A 17,486-nucleotide genomic window follows, 5' to 3' on the forward strand; every position below is an offset into this window, starting at 1 on the left:
AACGCGCTCAGGCCCGGGACCCCGCCGGTACCAGCGTAAGAGTGGCCGTCAGCCGTGGATCGTCCAGTGCGCGCGCGACGGTGACGTCGTAGTCGCCGAAGACGGTGCGCCAGCCGGACTCCCAGACCTGCCAGGTGCGTTCCGGCAGCGGGATGTGCACCGTGACCCGCTCGCCCGGGTGGGCGGCCACCGAGGCGAATCCGGCCAGCCAGCGCCGGGGGCGCTGCGGGTCGGGCTCGGTGGGCCCCGCGTACACCTGGACGACCTCCCGGCCGTACCGGGCGCCAGCGTTGAGCACGGTCACCACGGCCTCGTCCGGACCCACCTCCAGCGACTCGTACACCCAGGTGGTGTAGCCGAGGCCGTGCCCGAACGCGTACCGCGGGCGGCGGCCCGCGCGTAGCCAGCCCCGGTAGCCGACGAACACGCCCTCGTCGTACCAGACCACCCCGCCGGAGGTGTCGACGGCCAGCACGGGGCAGTCCTGCGCGCGGCGCGGCCAGGTCGTCGGCAGCCGCCCGCCGGGCTCGGCGACGCCGAGCAGCACGTCCGCCAGGGCCGCGCCCGCCGCCTGCCCGGGGAACCAGGTGAGCAGCACCGCGGCCACCTCGTCGGCCCACGGCAGCAGCACCGGCGCGCCCGCGTTGACCACCACGACCGTCCGCGGATTGGCCGCCGCGACCTGCGTCACCAGCTCGTCCTGCCGGCCGGGCAGCACCAGCGACGGACGGTCGAAGCCCTCCGACTCGACCTGCTCGGTGGTGCCGACCACGACCACGGCCACGTCCGACTCCGCCGCGATCTTCACCGCTTCAGCGATCATGCCGTCGTCGTCCGGGCCGGGGGGCCGGTGCCCGAGGGTGGTGGCGACCGTGTGCGCCAGTCCGGGCGCGATGCTCTGCCGCAACACCACGTCGACCGGCACCCCCGCCGCCAGCCGTACCGCGACCCGGTACTCGCGCGGCGACAGCAGCAGCTCGGCGCGGCCGGCCCCGGCCGGATGCAGGGTGCCGGCGAACCGGGACTGTCCGCCGACGGACAACTCGAACGTGCCGAAGCCGGAGACCGCGAACGTGTGCTCGCCGTCGTCGTCCGGGGTGAAGATGGCCCGCAGTTCCAGCGCGGTGACCTCGGCCGGGGCCAGCCCACCGGGAAGGTCGCCGATCCACCGCAGGGCCGCGCTGGGCAAGGCGAACACGTGCGCCCGGGAGCCGGTCAGGGTCACCGTGAACCCGTCGCCCCACTCCCTGCCGCGCGCGGCGGGCAGGAACGGGCGGGGGTCCGCCCCGACCGCGTACGCGACGTCCACTCCGGACAGTGCCCGGCCCAGCCCCTCCAGCGGCGACACCACGTGCGGGGGAGTCACCTGGGCGCTGCCGCCGCCGAGCACCCGGGCGTCCAGGGCGAGGGCGCCGATCACCGCCACGCGGGTCAGTGCGGCCGGTTCCAGGGGCAGGGTGAAGTTCTCGTTGCGCACCAGCACGAACGACCGCGTCGCGACCTCGTGGGCGACCGCGTCACCGTCCAGTTCCGCCGGTGGGGCGGAAACGGCGGGCGGCACTCCGTCCAGGATGCCGACGCGGGCGGCGAGGCGCAGCACCCGCCGTACCTTGTCGTCGATGACGTCCTCGGGCACGTGCCCGGCGCGGACCGCCGCGACCAGCCGCTCGCCCCACGGGTTCTCCATCGCGGGCATGGCGACGTCGAGGCCGCCGAGCGCGGCATCGACCGTGGACCGGGCGGCCCGCCAGTCCGAGACCACCACCCCGTCGAAGCCCCACTCCCGTTTCAGCACCTCGTCCTGTAGCGGCCCGTTGCTGGCCATGGGCACCCCGTTGACCGCGTTGTACGCGCTCATCACACCCCAGGAGCCCGCCGCCACCGCCCGCTCGAACGGCGCCAGATACAGCTCGCGCAGCGCCCGCTCGCCGATGCGCACATCCACGGTCATCCGGTCGGTCTCGAAGTCGTTGCCCACCAGGTGTTTGACCGTGGTGCCGACCCCGTGCGCCTGGACCCCGGCCACGAACCCCGCCCCGATCTCGCCACTGAGCAGCGGATCCTCCGAGTAGCACTCGAAGTGCCTGCCGCCCAGGGGAGTGCGTTGCAGGTTGACCGTCGGGCCGAGCAGCAGGTGTACGCCCTTGCGCCGCGACTCCTGGCCCAGCACCAGCCCGGCGGTGCGGGCCAGCTCCGGATCCCAGGTGGCCGCGAGCGCGGTGGGACTGGGCAGGGTGATCGACGGGTCGTCCGGGGCCCAGCCGGTGCCCCGGACCCCGACCGGACCGTCCGACATGATCAGCGGACGCAGGCCGATGCGGGGCAGGCCGGGCACCGACCAGAAATCCGCGCCGGTCAGCAGGGAGACCTTCTCGGACAGGTCCAGCTGGGCGAGCAGGGGCTCGATCACCTCGTCGTACTGGGCCATGAGAGCGCTCCCTCGATCGTCTCGGTCCACTCTAGTCAGCGGCGCGGACACCTCGCGTGGCGCGCGGGCCGACCGGTGTGCGGAACACCCGGCGCCGACCGGCAGGTTGCAGCCGACCTTCCGACATACCTAGACCCTAGGATCCTTGCGTGGACACCGACTGCCTGTTCTGCCGCATCGTCGCGGGCGAGATCCCCGCGACGGTCGTGCACGAGACCGACACCACCCTCGCCTTCCGCGACATCGGGCCCAAGGCCCCCGTGCACGTGCTGGTGATCCCCAAGGACCACCACCCCGACATCGCGGCGCTCGCCCTGGCCGACCCGGGCGTCGCCGCCGACGTGCTGGCCGCGGCAGCCGCCGTCGCCGAGGCCGAAGGGCTGCGCACGGAGGGCTTCCGGCTGATCGTCAACAACGGTCCGCACGCCGGACAGGAAGTCGCGCACGTGCACGTCCACGTGCTCGGCGGCGCCCCCCTCGGCCCGATGGTGTGCCGGTGAGCGCAGCCGAACGCCTCGAACGCGCCGTCCGCAAGGTCCAGGCCGACGGCCGCATCCCCGCACTCTCGGTCGCCCTGCACCGCGCCGACCGTGACCCGTGGAGCTTCGCCGTCGGCACCAGCGGCAACCCGGCGCACCCGCTGGACGCCGGCACCCGGTTCCGGATCGGCTCGGTCACCAAGACCTTCACCGCGGCGCTCGTGCTCCAGGCCCGCGACGACGGGCTGCTGGACCTCGACGACCCCGTCTCGGCCCACCTCGACGTCCCCGCCCACGGCGACGCCACCATCCGGCGGCTGCTGTCGCACACCGCCGGATATCAGCGTGAGCCGCACGGCGACGTCTGGGACACCCTGGTCGCGCCGGACGCCGCCGGGCTGGTGGCCGAGCTGGACCGCGCCGAGCGGGTGCTGCCCACCGGCCGCCGGTTCCACTACTCCAACCTCGGCCTGGCGGTGCTCGGCCAGCTCGTCGCCCGGCTGCGCGGCGGCACCTGGGAGTCGGTGCTCACCGAGCGCATCCTCACCCCCCTCGGGCTCACCTCGACCACGGTGGCGCCCACCGCCGAGGCGGCGCTCGGCTACCTCGTCGACGCGTACTCCGACGCGGCCCGGCCCGAGCCGCGGCTGGAGCTGGGCGGCGTGAGCCCGGCCGCGCAGCTGTGGAGCACCGCCGCCGACATGGCTCGCTGGGCGGCGTTCCTGACCAGCCCCGACATCGTCGACCCGGGCGGCGAGATCCTCGCCGCGGCCACCGTCGAGGAGATGCGCTGGCCGCTCACCACCACCGACGAGGCCCAGTGGGCGGCCGGGTTCGGCCTCGGCCTGCTGCTGGTGCCGCAGGGCAAGCGGGTCGTGCACGTCGGCCACGACGGTGCCATGCCAGGCTTCCTGGCCAGCGTGTACGGCCGCCGCGGCGGCGAGGGCAACCCGGGTGCGCTCGGCGCCGCCGTGCTGGCCTCCTCCGGCACGGGGATCGCGATGTTCGACCTCGTGCACGAGATGCTGGCGATCGCGGTCGAGGCGGACCCCGCCGAGATCCGGCCCTGGGCGCCGGGGGAGCCGGCGCCACCGGCGTACCGTTCCGTGCTCGGCCCGTGGTGGGGTGAGGGTTTCCCGCAGGTCTTCAGCTGGCATGACGGCACCCTGCAGGCGCGCGCCGCGGATGCTCCCGCGGGGTCCCCGCCCGCGGTGTTCCGCCCGTTGCCGGACAATCCGGACGTCCTGCGGACGGTCTCCGGACGCGAGGTCGGCGAGTTGCTCCGGCTGACCCGCGACGAGCGGGGCACCGTCGTCCGGCTGCACTGGGCGACCTACCGGTTCACCCGCGGCCTGGAGACCTTCGACGGGCACTCACCCGGCGACGGCTGAGCGCCCGCCCCGGGCGGCGGTGGCTGGGTGCCCCCCGGCCTGGGTGGCCGCTGGGGGCGCGGCCTGGGCAGCGGCGAGCCGCGAAGAATGGGATCGGCGACGGGCGGGCCGAGCGGATACGATGGCACGATCCACCGGAGGGCGCCGTCGGCCAGCGACGGCGACGAGAACGAAAGCAGGTGGCGTAGGCCGTACGGCCGCCCCCTATGACCGGCACCGAACACAGCAGCGCCGCCGCTCGGGTGCAGACCCGGATCGAGGTCTCCGACCCGAAGATCATGGTGAATCTGCTGGGCCCCAAGGACGAGATCCTCAAGCTCATCGAGCGGACGGTCGTCAGCGACGTCCACGTCCGCGGCAACGAGATCACCGTGACCGGCTCCCCGGCCGACAACGCCACCGCGGAGCGCCTCTTCTCCGAGCTCATCGAGCTGATCGAGAAGGGCGAGACGCTGACGGTCGACGCCGTGCGCAGGACGGCCGCGATGCTCGCGCAGAACATCGGCGAGCGCCCCGCCGACGTGCTCACCCTCAACATCCTCTCCCGGCGCGGGCGCACCATCCGCCCCAAGACGTTCGGGCAGAAGCGCTACGTCGACGCCATCGACTCCCACACGATCGTCTTCGGCATCGGGCCCGCGGGCACCGGCAAGACGTACCTGGCGATGGCCAAGGCCGTGCAGTCGTTGCAGGCCAAGCAGGTCAACCGGATCATCCTGACCCGGCCCGCGGTCGAGGCGGGGGAGCGGCTCGGCTTCCTGCCCGGCACCCTCAACGAGAAGATCGACCCCTACCTGCGGCCGCTGTACGACGCGCTGCACGACATGCTGGAGCCGGACTCGATCCCGCGGCTCATGCAGGCGGGCACGATCGAGGTCGCGCCCCTGGCGTACATGCGGGGAAGAACGCTCAACGACGCGTTCATCATTCTGGACGAGGCGCAGAACACCACGCCCGAGCAGATGAAGATGTTCCTCACCCGGCTCGGCTTCAGCTCCAAGATCGTGGTGACCGGCGACGTCACACAGGTGGACCTGCCCAACAGCACGGTCAGCGGCCTGCAGGTCGTCCGGCAGATCCTCGACGGCGTCGAGGACGTCCACTTCTCGGAGCTGAGCAGCAACGACGTCGTCCGGCACCGGCTGGTGTCCGAGATTGTCGACGCGTACGCGCGCTACGACGCCGACCAGGAGTCCACGCAATCCGTCCATGCCGTGCCCGGACGTACCGCCAGTGGCGGCCGCACCGGGCGGCGGCGCTGATCACGGGGGTAACCGCACCTGATGTCCATCGAGATCGCCAACGAGTCGGGAGTCGAGGTCGACACCGACGCGATCCTCGCGGTGGCCCGGCATGCCCTCGACGAGATGGGGGTCAACCCGCTCGCCGAGCTGTCGATCCTGCTCGTCGACATCGACTACATGGCGGAGCTGAACCATCGCTGGATGGGCAGCGACGGCCCCACCGACGTGCTCGCCTTCCCGATGGACGAGGGCAGCGTCGACCACGGTCCCGGTGAGGCGGGCACGGGTGAGCCGGCGCTGCTCGGTGACATCGTGCTGGCCCCCGAGGTGGCCGCCAAGCAAGCGGTCGCGGCGGGGCACACCGCGGCCGACGAACTGCACCTGCTGACCGTCCACGGCGCGCTGCACCTGCTGGGCTACGACCACGCCGAGCCGGACGAGGAGCGCGAGATGTTCGCGCTGCAGAACCGGCTCCTGCAGAGCTGGCACGCCGGGCGGGCCGGCTGACGCCGTGGACACGCCGCTGCTCGCCGCGGACGCCACGGGCGGCCTGCCGGACATCCAACTGCTCAGCTACGCGCTCGTGCTGGTGCTTCTCGCCGGCCTGGCCTCGATGACCGATGCCGCCCTGACCACGGTCTCCCCGGCTCGCGCCGCCGAGATGGCCCGCGAGGATCAGCGCGGCGCGGCGGCACTGGCCGCGGTGGCGAGCGACGTGGTGCGCCACGTCAACCTGCTGCTCCTGCTGCGGCTGCTGTGCGAGCTGACCGCGACCACGCTGGTCGCGCTGGTCGCGGTCGACACGTACGGGGCCGGGTGGCAGGCGGCGCTGATCACCGCGGGCGCGATGACCGTGGTCAGCTTCGTGGTGGTCGGGGTGGCGCCGCGCACGATCGGGCGCCAGCACGCGTACGCGATCGGCCGGGCCGCGGGGCCGCTCGTCCGCGGCCTGGGCCGGGTGCTGAACCCGCTGGCCTCGCTGCTGATCCTCATCGGTAACGCCGTGACCCCGGGCAAGGGCTTCCCGGAGGGTCCGTTCGGCAGCCAGGTGGAGCTGCGGGAGCTGGTCGACCTGGCCGAGCAGCGCGGAGTGGTGGAGCACGGCGAGCGCCAGATGATCCACTCGGTGTTCGCGCTCGGTGACACGATCGCCCGCGAGGTGATGGTGCCGCGTACCGAGATGGTGTGGATCGAGGCGCCCAAGACCCTGCAGCAGGCGCTCGTGCTGTTCCTGCGCTCGGGCTTCTCCCGGATCCCGGTGATCGGTGACAGCGTCGACGACGTGCTCGGCGTGCTGTACCTGAAGGACGTGGTGCGGCGCACCCAGAGCGGTGACCCGGCGGCCGGGGCTGAGCCGGTGGCCGAGGTCATGCGGGACGCGACGTTCGTGCCCGAGTCCAAGCCGGTCGACGACCTGCTCTCGGAGATGCAGGCCGCCCGCACCCACCTGGTCATCGTGGTGGACGAGTACGGCGGGACCGCCGGGCTGGTCACGATCGAGGACATCCTGGAGGAGATCGTCGGCGAGATCACCGACGAGTACGACGTCGAACGCCCGCCCGTGGATCACCTGGACGACGGCGCGGTGCGGGTCACCGCCCGGCTGCCGATCGAGGACCTGGGCGAGCTGTTCGGGGTCGAACTGCCCGCCGACGAGGTCGAGACGGTCGGCGGCCTGCTGGCCCAGACGCTGGGCCGGGTCCCGATCCCGGGGGCCAGTGTGGACGTGGGCGGGTTGCACCTGATCGCGGAGGGCACCACGGGGCGGCGTAACCGCATCGACTCGGTGCTCGTACGTCGCGTGCCCGCGCCCGCCGGGCACCCCGAATCCAGTCCGGACGCCGAGGAGAGACTGCACGCCGATGCCTGAGCCGACCATCGCCCCCGCCCCCGCTGACGCCGAGCTGAGCGCCGAGGACGCCAAACTCGTCACGCTCGCCCGCAGCGCCCGCGCCCGCGTCGGTGCCGTCGAGGGCGCCGCCGTCCGCGACCAGGACGGCCGTACGTACGCGGCGGCCAGTGTCGCGCTGCCCAGCCTGTCCGTCACGGCGCTGCAGCTGGCGGTGGCGTCCGCGGCCGCGGCGGGTGCCGCAAAGCTGGAGGCCGCCGCCGTGGTGACCGAGGCGTCGACCCTGGACGGCGCCGGTCACGCCGCGGTCCGCGATCTGGCCGCGGACGCACCGATCCACGTCGCGGCGCCCGACGGCACGCTGCTGGGCACGGTCACGGAATGAGTGGGGCACCGCAGCCGTCCTCCGGCCGCAGATCCGGCGACCGGCGCTCGGGCGGCCGGGCGGCCGCGCAGCCCGCGTCAGGCAATGGCGGGTCCGGTTCAGGGCGCGGTGGGTCCGGCTCGCGTGACGGGCGCGGCCGGGATTCGGGGGTGCCCGGCAGCCACCGGCACCGGGCGGCTGCCGCGCCGGCCACGGCTGGTGACGGCTCCTACCGGGCCGGGTTCGCGTGCTTCGTGGGGCGGCCGAACGCGGGCAAGTCCACGCTGACCAACGCGATCATCGGGCAGAAGATCGCGATCACCTCGAACAAGCCGCAGACGACCCGGCACATCATCCGGGGCGTGCTGCACCGCCCGGACGGGCAGCTCGTCCTCGTGGACACCCCGGGCCTGCACCGCCCGCGTACGTTGCTCGGCCAGCGCCTCAACGACCTGGTCCGCGACACGTGGAGCGAGGTCGACGTGATCGGGGTGTGCTTTCCCGCGGACGAGCCGGTCGGCGCCGGGGACCGGTTCATCTCGGCCGAGATCGCGGAGCTGAAGGCCACGGTGATCGCCGTGGTCACGAAGGTCGACCTGGTCGACCCGGCGACCCTGGCACAGCGGCTGATCGCCGTGAGCGAGCTGTACGACTTCGCGGAGATCGTGCCGGTCAGCGCGGTGTCCGGCCATCAGGTCGACACCCTGGTCGAGGTACTGGTCCGGCACCTTCCGGAGTCGCCGCAGCTCTACCCGGACGACGTGCTGACCGAGGAGCCGGAGCAGGTTCTCATCGCCGAGCTGGTGCGCGAGGCGGCGCTGGAGGGGGTGCGCGACGAGCTGCCCCATTCGATCGCCGTGCTGGTCCAGGAGATGCTCGTGGAGGGCAACCTGACCAAGATCTACGCCGATGTGTACGTGGAACGCGACAGCCAGAAGTCGATCGTGATCGGCAGCCGCGGCGCGCGGCTGCGGGACGTCGGCACCCGGGCACGCGCCCAGATCGAGGCGCTCCTGGGCACGAAGGTCTACCTGGATCTGCACGTGCGCGTGGCCAAGGAGTGGCAACGGGACCCGAAGCAGCTGCGCAGGCTGGGCTTCTAGGTAGCGGCGGCGGCCTGGGCGTTCCACATGCTGATGACGACACCCAGGACGAAGATCTGCACCGGCAGGGGTAGCCCCGGCAGGTCGACGGCGACCTCGTCTCCCCACAGGCTGGTACGCCGCACCGAGCCCACCGGGCCGTGTTCGGTGTGCAGCTCCTGGTCGGTGCTCCAGAACGATCTGCGCTGGAACCGGTAGGTCTGTCCGCCTGCCTGCACGGTCCACTGCTTGCGGCCCACCCGGTCCGCGGCGGCGACCGGCGTGCCGTCGGGGCCGGTCAGCGTGAACCGGGTGCCCCACGTGTTGGCGTCCACCTGGAACCGCTGCCCGTCCAGGACGAACTCGCCGCCGGAGGTCCAGAACGCGCCGTCCCACGTGGCGATCGGGTGTCCGTCGGCGCTGACCGTGTAGCGGCTGCGCCACACGCTGGCCCGCTTCGCTAGCAGCACGCGGGCATCCTAGTTCTCCGCCGCCCACGCCCGCACGGCGGTCTCGGCCTGCTCCCGGGTCAGCGGCCCGGCCTGAAGCTCGTACATGTCGTCCCCTGGACGGCGGTCTGCGGCCGACCCTACGTGGCCTGGACCGTGACGTTGCCGTTGTGGGTCTTCGCGGTGATCAGATTCGCCGACTTCGGGTCGTCGTGGATCTCCACCCGGGTGTCGCCGGAGCGGCTGTCGGCCTGGACGTGATAGCTGCCCTCCGGCACCCGTACCAGGACGTCTCCGCTGGTGGCCTCGGCGGTCACCGCGGCGGCGGCGGCCAGCTCGACGGTCACGTCGCCGCTGGTGGACTCGGCCTGAACGGGTCCGCTGACACGGTCGGCCAGCAGGTCGCCGGAGGTCGAGCGCAGCGTCGTCGGGCCCTTGCCGCCCTCGACCGAGATGTTGCCCGAGGTGGTGACCGCCTTCAGCTCGGCGGTCGCGTCGTGCACGAGGATGTCGCCCGAGGTGAGCGACACGTCCGTGGCGCCGACCCCGACGAGGCTGATGTCGCCGGAACGCAGCTCACCGCGGACCGCCACGCCGGTCGGGGCCTCCACGTCGTACGCCACGGTGCAGTCGGGGCCGCAGTTGGTGTCCAGGGTGAGCACGGTGCCGTCGAGGGAGTAGCCGCGGGCCGGGTCGCTGCCGCTGCGCACGATCCGGGTGATCCGCGTCTCGCCGATCGCGGAGGTGTGTACGGCCACGTCACCGACGGATCCGGTCAGCCGGATCTCGGTGACCTTCACCTTCTCGACGTCGTGGAACGTCAGCTGCGCGCCGATCCCACCGCAGCCCGCCAACGTGGCCGCCGCCGCAGCAACCATGGTGAATGCGCCCGCGCGTCGGAACAGGGTGGGATTCATGGTGCAGACGCTAGGACCCGCCGGGCGGCCGGACCATCGGTTCTCCCACCCAGCCGACCCGGATTCGACCCTGAGATGTGCCTCGGGGTTGTCGTACCGGCGCGGGGGCTGTCGTACCGGCGGGGCAGAATGGCCGGGTGCCCGCCGGATACCGCCGACAGCTCTACCGCGACGACGCGGTGGTGCTGCGCGTGCAGAAGCTGGGGGAAAGCGACCGGATCATCACGTTGCTGACCCGCCGGCACGGCCGGCTGCGCGCGGTGGCCCGGGGGGTGCGCCGCACGACGTCGCGGTTCGGTGCCCGGCTGGAGCCGTTCGGCCACGTGGATCTGCAGCTCGCGGGCTCTCCCGAGGGCGTGGGCAGCACGCTGCACTCGGTGAGCCAGGTGGAGGCCGTGACGCTGTACGGCAAGCGGTTCCTCGGCGACTACCCGCGCTACACGGCCGCCAGCGCGATCGCGGAGACCGCGGAGCGGCTCACCCCGGTCGAGCGGGAGCCCGCGCTGCGGTTGTTCCAGCTCACCCTGGGCGCGCTCAAGGCGCTCGCGGTCGGTGAGCACGACGGCAGTCTGGTCCTCGACGCCTACCTGCTGCGTGGCATGTCACTGGCGGGCTGGGCGCCCGCGCTGGCCGAGTGCGCGGTCTGCGGCGCGCCGGGGCGGCACGGGGCGTTCTCCGTACCGGCCGGGGGTTCGGTCTGCCCGGACTGCCGTCCGCCCGGCTCGGCGCATCCCGCGCCGGCCACCCTGGGGCTCATGCTGGCCCTGACCTCCGGCGACTGGGAGGTCGCCGATGCCGCCGAGCCGCCGGTGCGCCGCGAGTGCAGCGGTCTCGTGGCGGCTCACCTGCAGTGGCACATGGAACGCGCGATGCGTTCCCTGCCGCTCGTCGACCGACGGGAGAGCATGTCGTGACGCGTCCGCCCACCCCGCACCCCTCCGGCGCGACCCCGCCCGACCTGCCGCGGGACGCCCTGCCGAAGCACATCGCGATCGTGATGGACGGCAACGGCCGGTGGGCCAAGGAGCGCGGCCTGTCCCGCACCAAGGGCCACGAGCAGGGGGAGTATTCGCTGTTCGACGCGATCGAGGGCGCGATCGAGCTGGGTATTCCGTACCTGTCGTCCTACGCGTTCTCGACGGAGAACTGGAAGCGTTCGCCGGAGGAGGTGCGCTTCCTGATGGGCTTCAACCGTGACGTCATCCGCCGCCGCCGCGACCAGCTGGTCGACCTGGGGGTGCGGGTGGTCTGGTCCGGGCGCGCGGGCCGGTTGTGGAAGAGCGTGATCTCCGAGCTACAGACCGCGGAGGAGATGTCGCGGCACAACAAGACGCTGACGTTGCAGTTCTGCGTGAACTACGGCGGCCAGGCGGAGATCGCCGACGCCACCGCGGCGATCGCCCGGGATGTGGCCGCCGGGCGGCTGAAGGCCGACAAGGTCAACGAGCGCACCATCGCCAAGTACCTGTACCACCCCGAGGTCCCCGACGTGGACCTGTTCCTGCGCCCGTCGGGGGAGCAGCGGACGAGCAACTTCCTGCTCTGGCAGTCCGCGTACGCGGAGCTGGTCTTCCTCGACACCCTGTGGCCGGATTTCGACCGCCGCCACCTCTGGTACGCCTGCCAGCTGTACGCCCAGCGGGACCGCCGCTTCGGCGGGGCTGTCCCCAACCCGGTCGCCCCGAGCTGAGGTCACGGGTCCTGCCGCCCAGGATGGAACGCCCGTTTCCGTTCCGGACGTGGCGTCGCCCCTGCGCCGCCAGGGCGGCGCGACCCGTCAGAATTCCCGGTACATCACGTGCAGTCCGACCCGGCCCAGCGTCGGATGGGCGAATGCGCCGGGCACCGTGCCGATGATCTCGAAACCGTTCCGCAGATACAGCTCGACAGCCGTGCGGTTCGTGTCGACCACCGCGTTGAACTGCATACCGGCGTATCCCGCGCTGGTCGCCCAGTCCACGGCGTAGGTGAACAAGGCGGTCCCGACGCCCTGGCCGCGTGCGCTGGCGGCCACCATGAAGCTGGCCGTCGAGACGTGGGCGCCCGGGCCGGGCTTGTTCGGCCCCATCTTCGCCGTGCCGACGATGCGGCCGTCCTCGACCGCCACGACGGTGCGGCCCGGAGGCGCCTCGACCCACAGCGGGCGCGCCTGCTCCTCGGTCATCTCCGGGTCGTACGTGAAGGTGTCCCGGGCCTGGATGACCTCGCGGATGATGTCCCAGACCTGCGGCCAGTCGGCCTCATCGAACTCGCGTACCTGCACCAGCGCACCGTATCGGGGGCGTGTGGCTGCCCGCGACCGGCCCGGCGAAGCGCGGCCGGAGCTGAGCCTTTCCGTACGGATGTGAGATGTCTTCTTCATCGCCCGGTCCGCAGGCCTTCCGGTGGATCGTCGCCGATCTCGATGGCAGAGACCACTCGACGATGAGGACCCCGATGAGAAGCGCGCTGAAAACCAGGAAGATCACCGTCGGCTTCCGGCTGGGTGGCGCGTTCGCCCTGCTCGGGGTGTTCATCGCGGGGGCGCTCTTCGCCGGTCTTCGGGGTTCGCAGCAGCAGACCATGGCGCAGGCCCGGATCAGTCACCTCACCGCGGTCGCGGACCAGGTGCAACGGGTACGGCTGCTGGCCGCCGACATGGCGACGTACCAGGCCCGGCTCGTGGGCAGCGCCGGTGCGTACGGCAGTGCGGCCGTGGCCGGTGACAGCGCCGCAGCGCCGGACCGCAAGGCCATCCTCGCCGCCGTGGACGCCGTGCCCGCCGGCGTGCTGAGCCCCGCGGAGCAGGCGTCCTGGAAGAGCCTGAAGCCCGCCTGGACCGCGCTGTTCACCCGGATCGACGCGGTCGCCGGGCAGCTGGGCGCGGACGATTCGCCGGCGGCGCGCGCGGCCGCGATGGACAGCATCACCAAGGGCCAGGTCGCGCAGGCCTACGGCGACGTGGTGAAGGTGACCGACAACGTGCTGGCGTCGATCCAGGCCCGCGCGGCGGCGATGACCGCCCAGGCCGCCGCGGATCTGCGGACCAACCAGATCATCCGGCTGGGGGTGACCCTGGGCGTGCTGGTGCTGGCGGTGGTCCTGGCGACCGCGGCCACCCGGTCCGTCACCCGGCCGCTCCGCAAGGTCGGCAAGGCGCTGCAGCAGGCCGCGGACGGTGACCTGACCGTACGGGCCGAGCTGAACCGCTCCGACGAGCTGGGCCAGCTCAGCCGCGCGGTGGATCAGACCGTCGCGTCGTTGCGGCGCCTGGTGCAGCAGGTGGCCGGTGGCGCCGAGTCGATGTCGACCGCATCGGTGCAGCTGTCCGCGACCGCGACCCAGATCGCCTCGAACGCCGAGGAGACCAGCACGCAGGCCGGGCTGGCATCCGACGGCGCGGGCCAGATCTCCGGCAACGTGCAGACGCTGGCGGTCAGCAGCGAGGAGATGGTGGCGTCGATCCGGGAGATCGCCGAGAACGCGGTCCACGCCGTCGGCGTGGCGTCGCAGGCCGTGTCGGTCGCCGAGTCGACCATGTCCACGGTCACCCGCCTCGGTACCTCGTCGCAGGAGGTCGGCGAGGTCGTCAAGACCATCAACATGATCGCCGAGCAGACGAATCTGCTGGCCCTCAACGCCACGATCGAGGCGGCGCGGGCGGGTGACGCGGGCAAGGGCTTCGCGGTCGTCGCCGGTGAGGTCAAGGACCTCGCCCAGGAGACCGCCAAGGCCACCGAGGACATCTCCCGCCGGGTGCTGGCGATCCAGACCGACACCGCGGACGCGGTCGCGGCGATCGATCAGATCGCCTCCATCATCAACCAGGTCAACGACTACCAGACCGTCATCGCGACCGCGGTGGAGGAGCAGACCGCGACCACCGACGACATGACCCGCAACGTCTCCGCGGCAGCCGACGGCAGCACCGCCATCGCCGGCAACATCGCCGGGGTGGCCCACGCCGCCGCCTCGACCGCGGCGGGTGCCACCCAGTCCCAGCACGCCGCCTCGGAACTCGCCCGGATGAGCGCGGAACTGACCACCGCGATCAGCGCGTTCCGCGTCTGAGGCACCGCCGTCCGGCGTGGACCCGGGTCAGCCGGTGATGGCCGCGACCGCGGCGTCCACGTCGGACAGATCGGCCAGGACGACGTCCGCGCCGGCCCGGGCCAGGTCCGCCATGGTCGTGCCGCCGGTCGCCACACCCACGGCCAGGGCGCCGGTGGCGCGCGCCGCCGCCACGTCGTGGACGGTGTCGCCGATGACCACCGGGTGGATCGGGCCGCCGTACTTCGCGTGGGCCGACTCCAGGCAGCGGTGGACGAGCGCGGCACGGGCGAGGTCGTCGGCGCCGTACCCGCCGATCTCCATGTCGAACGCCGACGCCAGGTCGAACGCGCCGACCTTCGCCGCCGCGACAGCCGGGATGTTGCCGGTGACCAGGGTCTGCACGATCCCGGGCCGTCCGGCGAGCGCGTGCAGCACGTCGCGGACGCCGGGCAGCAGGCGGCCCTGCTCGGCGATGAGGTGCCGGGTGGCGTGCACCTCGTCGGCGTACCGGGTGAAGAAGCCGTCGAGGTGCGGCTCGCAGTCGGCGATGCCGTGCGCGGCGAAGATCTCGGCGGAGATGTCCCGGTCGGTGCGTCCGGCGGTGACCGCCATGGCGCGCCACGCGACACCGGTGACCGCGGTGAACGCGGTCGCGTACGCCTGGTGCGTGGCCTTGCCGGCGATCAGCAGCGTCCGGTCGATGTCCCACATGACCAGCCGGGTCACGGCTGAGCCAGCCGCCGTTCGATGTGCTGCACCTTCGCCTCCAGCGCGCCGGTGACACCGGGGCGCACGTCGGCCTTGAGGGTGACGCTGACCCGGGGGGCGTGCGCGGCGACCGCGTCGACCGCCTGCTTGACCACGGCCATCACCTCGTCCCACTCGCCCTCGATCGTGGTGAACATGGCGTCGGTGCGGTTGGGCAGGCCGGAGGCGCGGACCACGCGGACGGCCTCGGCGACCAGGTCGCCCACGGCATCGCCCGCGCCCAGCGGGGTGACGGAGAACGCGACAAGCATGCCCGCCATCATTGCAGCCCGGCGGTCAGCCGATGACCGGCCGGAACACCCCGGTCAGCACGCTGACGGCCAGGATGGCCCCGGCCAGCACGGCCGCGCCGGCCAGCAGCGCGGCGTCCGCGATGCCGAAGACCTGCCGGCGCGCGTACGTGCGGGGCACGCCCGAGTCGAAGCCGCGCGCGTCCATCGCCACGGCCAGCCGGGTGCCGCGCCGGATCGCGCCCACCAGCAGCGCGAACGCCGTCGCGGCGAACAGCCGCAGCCGGGTCACCGGGTTGCGGCCCGCGTCGACGCCGCGCGCCCGCCGGGCCAGCGTCAGCATCTGCCATTCCTGGCCCAGCAGCGGCAGTAGCCGGAACGTGGCCAGCGCGCCGATCGCGAACCGGGGCGATGCCTTCGCGTTCTGCACCAGGGCGTCCGCCAGGTCCGTCGGATCGGTGGTGGCGAACACGATCACCCCCGGCAGCGCCACCGCGAACACCCGCAGCACCAGCGCGAGGGCGGTGCCCAGCACGCCCGTGGTGACCTGGAAGGGGCCCACCGCGAACAGTGGCGTCCCGGCCCGCTCCGCGGCGAACAGCAGCATCGTCACCAGCACCCCGGCACCGGCCAGCGCCAGCGGCCAGGCGCGGCGGGCCAGCACCGGATACCGCATCCCGAACAGCGGCACCGTGGCCAGCTCCACCGTGAGGGCGAGGGCGGGGGTCAGCGGGTCCAGCGTGAGGATCAGCGGCAGGGAGAACGCCAGGGCGGCGCCGAGCTTGGCGACCGGGTTGCGGCGGGCCAGCGGCGCGGCCGGGTCGGCGATCGGGGTGAACGTGAGGCTCACGCGCGGTCCCGCACGGACAGGGCGTGCACCCGGTCGGCCAGGGCCGCGACGAACGCGTCGTCGTGGGTGACCGCCACGATCCCGTGCCCGTCGTCGCGCAACCGGGCCAGCAGGTCGACCAGCTCGATCCAGGTCCGCCGGTCCTGGCCGAACGTGGGCTCGTCCAGCACCAGCAGCCGCGGGGCGGTGGCCAGGGCGGTCGCCACGCTGAGGCGGCGCGCCTCGCCGCCGGAGAGGGTGTGCGGGTTCGCCCCGGCCAGGCGGGTCAGCCGCAGCCGGTCCAGCAGTTCGTCGACCGTGGCCGCCACCGCGGCGGCCGGGCGGCCCAGGCGGCGCGGGCCCAGTGCCAGCTCGTCGCGTACCCGGGACGTCACGAACTGGTGCTCCGGCTGCTGGAACACCGATCCGATCCGCTGGGTCAGCACGGGGGCCCGCCACCGGTGCGGGGGCCGGGGGTCGCCGAACGCCTCGACCGTCCCGGACGTGGGGGCCAGCAGGCCGCCCAGCAGCAGCGCCAGGGTGCTCTTCCCGGCGCCGTTCGGACCGGTCACGGCGAGGACCTCGCCGGCGTGGGCGGACAGGTCGACCCCGGCGAGGCGGCCGGGTACGGCGACCGCGCGTGCCCGTACCAGAGGATCGGCCGGTGGGGCGGCGGCCCGGCGCGGGGCGACCGGATGACCCGGCACCCAGACCCCCTCCTCGGCCAGCCGGTCGGCGTGCGCGGCGAAGACCGCCGCGGGCGGGCCGTCCGCGCGGACCCCGCCGCCCGGCTCCAGCACGACCACCCGGTCGACCAGCGGCAGCGCCTCGGCCACCCGGTGCTCGACCAGGACCAGGGTGGTGTCGGGGTCCCGGGCGCGGGTGATCGCGTCGCGGACCTGGGCGGCACCGGCGGGGTCCAGGTTGGCGGTCGGCTCGTCGAGCAGCAGCAGCCCGGGACGCAACGCCAGCACCCCGGCCAGCGCCAGCCGCTGCTGCTCGCCGCCGGACAGGGCCGCGGTGGGCCGCTCCCGCGGGTACGCGAAGCCGACCCGCGCCAGCGCCGCGTCGACCCGGGGCCAGATGTCTGCGGCCGGGATGCCGCGGTTCTCCAGCCCGAACGCCACATCGTCACCGCTGCGGGCCATGACGAGCTGGGTCTGCGGGTCCTGGAAGACGATGCCGACGCGTTCGCGGGCCTTGCGCGGGTCCAGGCCGTCGATCTCGATCTCGCCCTCGGCCTGCCCGGAGTCCTCCGGCAGCAGGGCGGCCAGCGCCGCCAGCAGGGTGCTCTTGCCCGCCCCGGAGGGGCCGAGCAGGAGCACCCGCTCGCCGTGGGCGATGCGCAGGTCGACACCGCGGACGGCCCAGGCGCGGCGCCCGGCATGGCGCCACCCGAACCCGCGCAGCACGACCTCCGCCAT

Annotated in this window: 18 protein-coding genes; 10 read left to right on the forward strand and 8 right to left on the reverse strand. The window is 73.2% G+C overall.

Going from position 1 to position 17,486, the window contains the following annotated elements:
* Positions 1-7 precede the first annotated feature (7 nt).
* The gene (locus ACMCNO_RS09600) at positions 8-2,428 is read right to left on the reverse strand and encodes a beta-glucosidase family protein (protein ID WP_412749052.1); all 2,421 of its coding nucleotides are present in this window, start codon (positions 2,426-2,428) and stop codon (positions 8-10) included.
* A gap of 149 nt (positions 2,429-2,577) precedes the next feature.
* Between ACMCNO_RS09600 and ACMCNO_RS09605 the strand changes: the two genes are divergently transcribed.
* From ACMCNO_RS09605 to era, 7 genes are all read left to right on the forward strand, one after another.
* The gene (locus ACMCNO_RS09605) at positions 2,578-2,928 is read left to right on the forward strand and encodes an HIT domain-containing protein (RefSeq protein ID WP_412749053.1); all 351 of its coding nucleotides are present in this window, start codon (positions 2,578-2,580) and stop codon (positions 2,926-2,928) included.
* Positions 2,925-4,298: a serine hydrolase domain-containing protein gene (locus ACMCNO_RS09610; protein ID WP_412749054.1), complete on the forward strand. Its 1,374-nt coding sequence runs from the start codon at positions 2,925-2,927 to the stop codon at positions 4,296-4,298. Before ACMCNO_RS09605 ends, ACMCNO_RS09610 begins: the two co-directional genes overlap by 4 nt.
* 206 nt (positions 4,299-4,504) lie before the next feature.
* A complete protein-coding gene (locus ACMCNO_RS09615) occupies positions 4,505-5,560 on the forward strand; it encodes a PhoH family protein (RefSeq protein WP_412749055.1) in 1,056 nt (351 codons plus the stop codon).
* A 21-nt stretch (positions 5,561-5,581) separates the two neighbouring features.
* Positions 5,582-6,049, forward strand: a complete 468-nt coding sequence (ybeY, locus tag ACMCNO_RS09620) for an rRNA maturation RNase YbeY (RefSeq protein WP_412749056.1) — start codon at positions 5,582-5,584, stop codon at positions 6,047-6,049.
* A gap of 4 nt (positions 6,050-6,053) precedes the next feature.
* Complete coding sequence (locus ACMCNO_RS09625; RefSeq protein ID WP_412749057.1) at positions 6,054-7,412, forward strand: hemolysin family protein; 1,359 nt, start codon at positions 6,054-6,056, stop codon at positions 7,410-7,412.
* The gene (locus ACMCNO_RS09630) at positions 7,405-7,776 is read left to right on the forward strand and encodes a cytidine deaminase (protein ID WP_412749058.1); all 372 of its coding nucleotides are present in this window, start codon (positions 7,405-7,407) and stop codon (positions 7,774-7,776) included. The genes ACMCNO_RS09625 and ACMCNO_RS09630 overlap by 8 nt, the downstream gene beginning before the upstream one ends.
* Before the next feature lie 149 nt (positions 7,777-7,925).
* Positions 7,926-8,858 carry a GTPase Era gene (era, locus tag ACMCNO_RS09635; protein WP_412749059.1) on the forward strand — a complete coding sequence of 311 codons (933 nt, stop codon included), beginning with the start codon at positions 7,926-7,928 and terminating at the stop codon, positions 8,856-8,858.
* Here era and ACMCNO_RS09640 read toward each other — a convergent pair.
* On the reverse strand, positions 8,855-9,307 hold the full coding sequence (locus ACMCNO_RS09640; protein WP_412749060.1) for a hypothetical protein: 453 nt from the start codon (positions 9,305-9,307) through the stop codon (positions 8,855-8,857). The two genes, era and ACMCNO_RS09640, sit on opposite strands and share 4 nt — an antisense overlap.
* 119 nt (positions 9,308-9,426) lie before the next feature.
* Entirely contained in the window at positions 9,427-10,203 is a 777-nt protein-coding gene (locus ACMCNO_RS09645) for a DUF4097 family beta strand repeat-containing protein (protein WP_412749061.1), read from the reverse strand.
* 137 nt (positions 10,204-10,340) lie between these two features.
* On the opposite strand from ACMCNO_RS09645, the gene recO reads away from it, so the two are divergent.
* Together recO and ACMCNO_RS09655 are read left to right on the forward strand one after the other, a co-directional pair.
* Positions 10,341-11,117, forward strand: coding sequence for a DNA repair protein RecO (gene recO, locus ACMCNO_RS09650; RefSeq protein WP_412749062.1), 777 nt, complete (start codon positions 10,341-10,343; stop codon positions 11,115-11,117).
* Positions 11,114-11,893, forward strand: a complete 780-nt coding sequence (locus ACMCNO_RS09655) for an isoprenyl transferase (RefSeq protein ID WP_412749063.1) — start codon at positions 11,114-11,116, stop codon at positions 11,891-11,893. Before recO ends, ACMCNO_RS09655 begins: the two co-directional genes overlap by 4 nt.
* An 87-nt stretch (positions 11,894-11,980) precedes the next feature.
* Here ACMCNO_RS09655 and ACMCNO_RS09660 read toward each other — a convergent pair whose 3' ends face one another.
* A complete protein-coding gene (locus ACMCNO_RS09660; RefSeq protein WP_412749064.1) occupies positions 11,981-12,466 on the reverse strand; it encodes an N-acetyltransferase family protein in 486 nt (161 codons plus the stop codon).
* A 173-nt stretch (positions 12,467-12,639) separates the two neighbouring features.
* Between ACMCNO_RS09660 and ACMCNO_RS09665 the strand changes: the two genes are divergently transcribed.
* Positions 12,640-14,253 (forward strand): methyl-accepting chemotaxis protein, encoded by a 1,614-nt coding sequence (locus ACMCNO_RS09665; protein ID WP_412749065.1) that lies wholly within the window; start codon positions 12,640-12,642, stop codon positions 14,251-14,253.
* Positions 14,254-14,280: 27 nt separating this feature from the next.
* Here the strand turns inward: ACMCNO_RS09665 and ACMCNO_RS09670 are convergent, their stop codons facing one another.
* The 4 genes from ACMCNO_RS09670 to ACMCNO_RS09685 are packed head-to-tail and all read right to left on the reverse strand — an operon-like array spanning position 14,281 to position 17,486.
* Positions 14,281-14,961 (reverse strand): HAD family hydrolase, encoded by a 681-nt coding sequence (locus ACMCNO_RS09670; RefSeq protein WP_412749066.1) that lies wholly within the window; start codon positions 14,959-14,961, stop codon positions 14,281-14,283.
* Positions 14,958-15,254, reverse strand: coding sequence for an MTH1187 family thiamine-binding protein (locus ACMCNO_RS09675; RefSeq protein WP_412749067.1), 297 nt, complete (start codon positions 15,252-15,254; stop codon positions 14,958-14,960). Before ACMCNO_RS09675 ends, ACMCNO_RS09670 begins: the two co-directional genes overlap by 4 nt.
* Positions 15,255-15,279: 25 nt before the next feature.
* Positions 15,280-16,083, reverse strand: a complete 804-nt coding sequence (locus ACMCNO_RS09680; protein ID WP_412749068.1) for an energy-coupling factor transporter transmembrane component T family protein — start codon at positions 16,081-16,083, stop codon at positions 15,280-15,282.
* Complete coding sequence (locus ACMCNO_RS09685) at positions 16,080-17,486, reverse strand: ABC transporter ATP-binding protein (RefSeq protein WP_412749069.1); 1,407 nt, start codon at positions 17,484-17,486, stop codon at positions 16,080-16,082. Before ACMCNO_RS09685 ends, ACMCNO_RS09680 begins: the two co-directional genes overlap by 4 nt.

Origin of the sequence: Krasilnikovia sp. M28-CT-15 (assembly GCF_047159595.1) — a bacterium.
GTDB lineage: Bacteria > Actinomycetota > Actinomycetes > Mycobacteriales > Micromonosporaceae > Actinoplanes.

Coding starts and splice junctions, on each gene's coding strand:
- ACMCNO_RS09630 (WP_412749058.1), top strand. CDS start 7,405: ATGCCTGAGCCGACCATCGCCCCCGCCCCCGCTGACGCCGAGCTGAGC.
- ACMCNO_RS09600 (WP_412749052.1), bottom strand. CDS start 2,428: ATGGCCCAGTACGACGAGGTGATCGAGCCCCTGCTCGCCCAGCTGGAC.
- ACMCNO_RS09615 (WP_412749055.1), top strand. CDS start 4,505: ATGACCGGCACCGAACACAGCAGCGCCGCCGCTCGGGTGCAGACCCGG.
- ACMCNO_RS09665 (WP_412749065.1), top strand. CDS start 12,640: ATGAGAAGCGCGCTGAAAACCAGGAAGATCACCGTCGGCTTCCGGCTG.
- ybeY (WP_412749056.1), top strand. CDS start 5,582: ATGTCCATCGAGATCGCCAACGAGTCGGGAGTCGAGGTCGACACCGAC.
- ACMCNO_RS09675 (WP_412749067.1), bottom strand. CDS start 15,254: ATGCTTGTCGCGTTCTCCGTCACCCCGCTGGGCGCGGGCGATGCCGTG.
- ACMCNO_RS09645 (WP_412749061.1), bottom strand. CDS start 10,203: ATGAATCCCACCCTGTTCCGACGCGCGGGCGCATTCACCATGGTTGCT.
- ACMCNO_RS09685 (WP_412749069.1), bottom strand. CDS start 17,486: ATGGCGGAGGTCGTGCTGCGCGGGTTCGGGTGGCGCCATGCCGGGCGC.